Raw genomic sequence first — 3,799 nt, 5'->3', positions numbered from 1 at the left:
GTCAAGGACCTCGACATCGAGATCGCCGACGGCGAGTTCCTCGTGCTCGTCGGCCCGTCCGGCTGCGGCAAGTCCACCGCCCTGCGCATGATCGCCGGGCTGGAGGACATCAGCAGCGGGACCCTGACCATCGGCGACCGGGTCGTCAACACCCTCGCCTCGCGGGACCGGGACATCGCGATGGTCTTCCAGTCGTACGCGCTCTACCCGCACATGACCGTCGCCGACAACATCGCCTACGGCCTCAAGATCCGCCGCATGGACAAGTCCGAGATCGACACGAGGGTCAAGCGTGCGGCCGACATGCTCGAGCTCGGCCCCCTCCTGGACCGCAAGCCCAAGCAGCTCTCGGGCGGGCAGCGCCAGCGCGTCGCCATGGGCCGCGCGATCGTGCGCGAGCCGCAGGTCTTCCTCATGGACGAGCCGCTGTCCAACCTCGACGCCAAGCTGCGCGTGCAGATGCGCGCCGAGATCGCCCAGGTGCAGCGTGACCTCGACGTCACCACGATCTACGTGACCCACGACCAGACCGAGGCGATGACCATGGGCGACCGGGTCGCCCTGATGAAGGCCGGCGTGCTGCAGCAGCTCGGCGCACCCCAGCACCTCTACGACCACCCCGACAACATCTTCGTCGCCGGCTTCATCGGCTCCCCGCCGATGAACATGGCCATCGGCCGCGTGGAGCGCACCGACGGCGGGGTCACCGTGAGCGTCGGCGGCGCGACCGTGCAGGTGCCCGACTCGGTGTCGTCCGCCCGGGCCGCGCTGGCGTCGTACGCCGGTCGCGACGTCGCCGTGGGCGTCCGCAGCGAGGACATGGAGGACGCCAGCCTCGCGCGGGACCAGGGTCGGCCGCGACTGACCACCTCGGTGAGCCTCACCGAGGCGCTCGGCTCGGAGATCGTCGTGCACTTCCCCGTCGACGCGCCCCGCGTGGTCACCGAGGACACCAAGGCGCTCGACCAGGACGCCGGGACCGAGGACGTGCCGGTGGCGCACACGGCCGCCAACACGTGGGTGGCGTCGTTCAGCCCCCGCTCCCGCGTGCGCCCGGGCGACCAGGTCGAGATCGCGATCGACGCGGAGCGGCTGCACTTCTTCGACCCGGAGACCGGGCTGGCGATCCGCGGCTGAGTCGGGTCAGGCCCGGAGCCCGAGCCGGAGGGCCCCGACGATCTCGAAGCCCGCCGCGCGCGCCTCGTCGCTCAGCGAGATGCCGTTGAGGAAGGGGTGCACCAGCCCGGTGTGCCGCCGCAGCGTGACCGGGACGCCCGCGTCGCGCAGCGCACGCGCGTAGGCCTCGCCCTCGTCGCGGAGCGGGTCGAAGCCGGCGACCACGACGTACGCCGGCGGGAGCCCGGAGAGGTCCTCGGCCAGCAGCGGCGAGGCGCGGGGGTCGCTGCGGTCGGTGTCCGGGCCGAGGTAGTGCTCCTCGAACCAGTCCATCTCGCTGTCGGTGAGGAAGAAGCCGTCGCCGTACGCCGCCCGCGATGCCGTGCGGGAGGTGAAGTCGACGCCGGGCACGACCAGCACCTGGAGGTCGGGCAGGTCGTCGGTGCCGCGGAGCTGCTGGCAGGCGACGGCGGACAGGTTGCCGCCGGCCGAGTCGCCGGCGACGGCGAGCCGGGTGCCGTCGTACCCCCACCGGTCGCCGTGGCGCCGGGCCCAGCGCACCGCGTGCAGCGTGTCCTCGACCGCGGCCGGGAACGGGTGCTCGGGGGCGAGGCGGTAGTCGACGGAGAGCACGGCGACCCGGCCGTGGCGGCACAGGAAGCGGGTGACGGCGTCGTGGCTCTCGACGCTGCCGAGGACCCAGCCGCCACCGTGCAGGTAGACGACGACCGGCGGCGGGCCGTCGAAGCCGCCCGGCTCGTCCGCCGGGAGGTAGAGGCGCGCCCGGACGGGCACCTCGCCGTCCTCGTCGATGGTGACGTCGTGCACGGCGCCGACCTCGACGGTGGGCCCGGTGAAGGCCCAGGACTCCTTCTCGAGCAGCGCCCGGGCCGCGGGAACGTCGAGGGCGTCGTACGACGTCGTGCCGGTCAGCGCCAGGGCGCGCAGTGCCAGCGCGAACTGCGGGCTCAACCGCTGGCCCTCGCGGACGACGTCGGGGCCGGCGAGCAGCGACTGCAGCCGCGCCGGGCTCGCGGAGGCGACCCGGTTGATGCGGCGTTCGAGGCGGTCCCGGCGGCTGGGCCCCAGGGTCACTGCGCCACGCCGTACAGGCGGTCGCCCGCGTCGCCCAGGCCGGGGACGATGTAGCCCTTCTCGTTGAGGCGCTCGTCCATCGCGGCGGTCACGACGGTGACGGGGACGTCGAGGCCCTCGAGGCCCTTCTCGAGCGCGGCCACGCCCTCGGGGGCGACGAGCAGGCAGATGCAGGTGATGTCGTCGGCGCCACGGTCGGTGAGGAAGCGGATCGCCGCGGCGAGGGTGCCGCCGGTGGCCAGCATCGGGTCCAGGACGTAGCACTGGCGCCCGGACAGGTCCTCGGGGAGCCGCTCGGCGTACGTCGACGCGGCCAGTGTCTCCTCGTTGCGGATCATGCCGAGGAAGCCGACCTCGGCGGTGGGCAGCAGCCGCATCATCCCGTCGAGCATGCCGAGCCCGGCGCGCAGGATCGGCACCACGAGCGGCTTGGGGGCGGCGAGCTTGACGCCGGTCGCCGCGGCCACCGGGGTCTGGATGGTCACGTCGTTGACGCGGACCTCGCGGGTCGCCTCGTAGGCCAGCAGCGTCACCAGCTCGTCGGTGAGCCGGCGGAAGGTCGGGGAGTCGGTCCCCTCGTCACGCAGCGTGGTGAGCTTGTGGGACACCAGCGGGTGGTCGATGACGTGGGTGCGCATGGCGCAAACCCTAGTGGGCGCGGGCCACAACAGGGTTGGCGCCGGGTCGGCTTTCTGCGACGCTGGAACCTCGGTCGGGTCGGAGCACGCGGAAGGAGCCTGGGATGCCTGAGCTGTCGGACGGGATCGACTTCGCGGTCGCGGCGTTCCACGACGACGGCGAGTGGCAGGTGCAGGAGATCGCCTCCCCCGCCTACGACTCCGTCGACTCCCTCGCCCACGCGCTGCGCCGCCTCCCCGGTGACAGCGGCGCGTTCGGGATGGTGGCCGTCGACGAGGACTTCTTCGTCCTCGTCCGCGTCGCCGGCTCGACGACGCGCGTGCTGCTGTCCGACGTGACCGCGGCCGAGGAGTGGGAGCTGGCCCAGTCGGCCGTCGACTTCCTCGGCCTGCCGCCCGCCGACGACGAGGACGAGCAGGTGCCCGCGGGCGACCTCGACCTGCTCGGAGACCTGGGCGTGCACGCCATCGACATGGGGGTGCTCCTCGACGACGAGGACCTCTTCCCCGACGAGATGCTCTCCGACATCGCCCGCCGGATCGGCTTCGGCGAGCTCTTCGACGACGCCGTCGGGTTCACCTCTGCATGATCGCGGGCCTCGTGTGACGTGGGAGCCCGCGATGCGCCTCGCCCTGGACGAGGCGCGGGAGGCCGTGACGACCGGCGACGTCCCGATCGGTGCCGTCGTGCTCGACCCCGACGGCGAGGTGATCGCCCGCGGCCGCAACGTGCGTGAGGCCGAGGGCGACCCGACCGGTCACGCCGAGGTCGTCGCCCTCCGGGGGGCCGCCGTCGCGCTCGGTGAGTGGCGCCTGACCGGGTGCACCCTGGTCGTCACCCTCGAGCCCTGCACGATGTGCGCCGGCGCGGCCGTCCTGTCCCGGGTGGGGCGCGTCGTCTTCGGCGCGTACGACGACCGGGCCGGCGCCGTGGGCTCGCTGTGGGACGT

Annotated in this window: 5 protein-coding genes; 3 read left to right on the top strand and 2 right to left on the bottom strand. The window is 73.2% G+C overall.

What is annotated here, in order from left to right; translation table 11 throughout:
* On the top strand, positions 1 to 1,137 hold a 1,137-nt coding region (locus tag ACXJKL_RS16690; RefSeq protein ID WP_457208143.1), incomplete at its 5' end, for an ABC transporter ATP-binding protein.
* A 6-nt stretch (positions 1,138 to 1,143) separates the two neighbouring features.
* On the opposite strand, the gene ACXJKL_RS16685 is transcribed toward ACXJKL_RS16690, so the two are convergent.
* Both ACXJKL_RS16685 and upp read right to left on the bottom strand, forming a co-directional pair.
* Entirely contained in the window at positions 1,144 to 2,211 is a 1,068-nt protein-coding gene (locus ACXJKL_RS16685) for an alpha/beta hydrolase (RefSeq protein WP_457208142.1), read from the bottom strand.
* Complete coding sequence (upp, locus tag ACXJKL_RS16680; protein ID WP_457208141.1) at positions 2,208 to 2,849, bottom strand: uracil phosphoribosyltransferase; 642 nt, start codon at positions 2,847 to 2,849, stop codon at positions 2,208 to 2,210. The genes ACXJKL_RS16685 and upp overlap by 4 nt, the downstream gene beginning before the upstream one ends.
* Positions 2,850 to 2,953: 104 nt before the next feature.
* Between upp and ACXJKL_RS16675 the strand changes: the two genes are divergently transcribed.
* Together ACXJKL_RS16675 and ACXJKL_RS16670 are read left to right on the top strand one after the other, a co-directional pair.
* Positions 2,954 to 3,439 carry a tRNA adenosine deaminase-associated protein gene (locus tag ACXJKL_RS16675; protein WP_457208140.1) on the top strand — a complete coding sequence of 162 codons (486 nt, stop codon included), beginning with the start codon at positions 2,954 to 2,956 and terminating at the stop codon, positions 3,437 to 3,439.
* Between the two features lie 31 nt (positions 3,440 to 3,470).
* On the top strand, positions 3,471 to 3,799 hold a 329-nt coding region (locus tag ACXJKL_RS16670; protein ID WP_457208139.1), incomplete at its 3' end, for a nucleoside deaminase.

The organism is Nocardioides sp. P5_C9_2 (genome assembly GCF_054049555.1).
Note: the sequence above shows the minus strand (reverse complement) of the source record. Positions and strands in the feature narration are given on the sequence as shown.

What these genes read in the sequence shown, in the direction of transcription:
- ACXJKL_RS16675 (WP_457208140.1), top strand. Translation starts at nt 2,954, where the DNA reads ATGCCTGAGCTGTCGGACGGGATCGACTTCGCGGTCGCGGCGTTCCAC.
- upp (WP_457208141.1), bottom strand. Translation starts at nt 2,849, where the DNA reads ATGCGCACCCACGTCATCGACCACCCGCTGGTGTCCCACAAGCTCACC.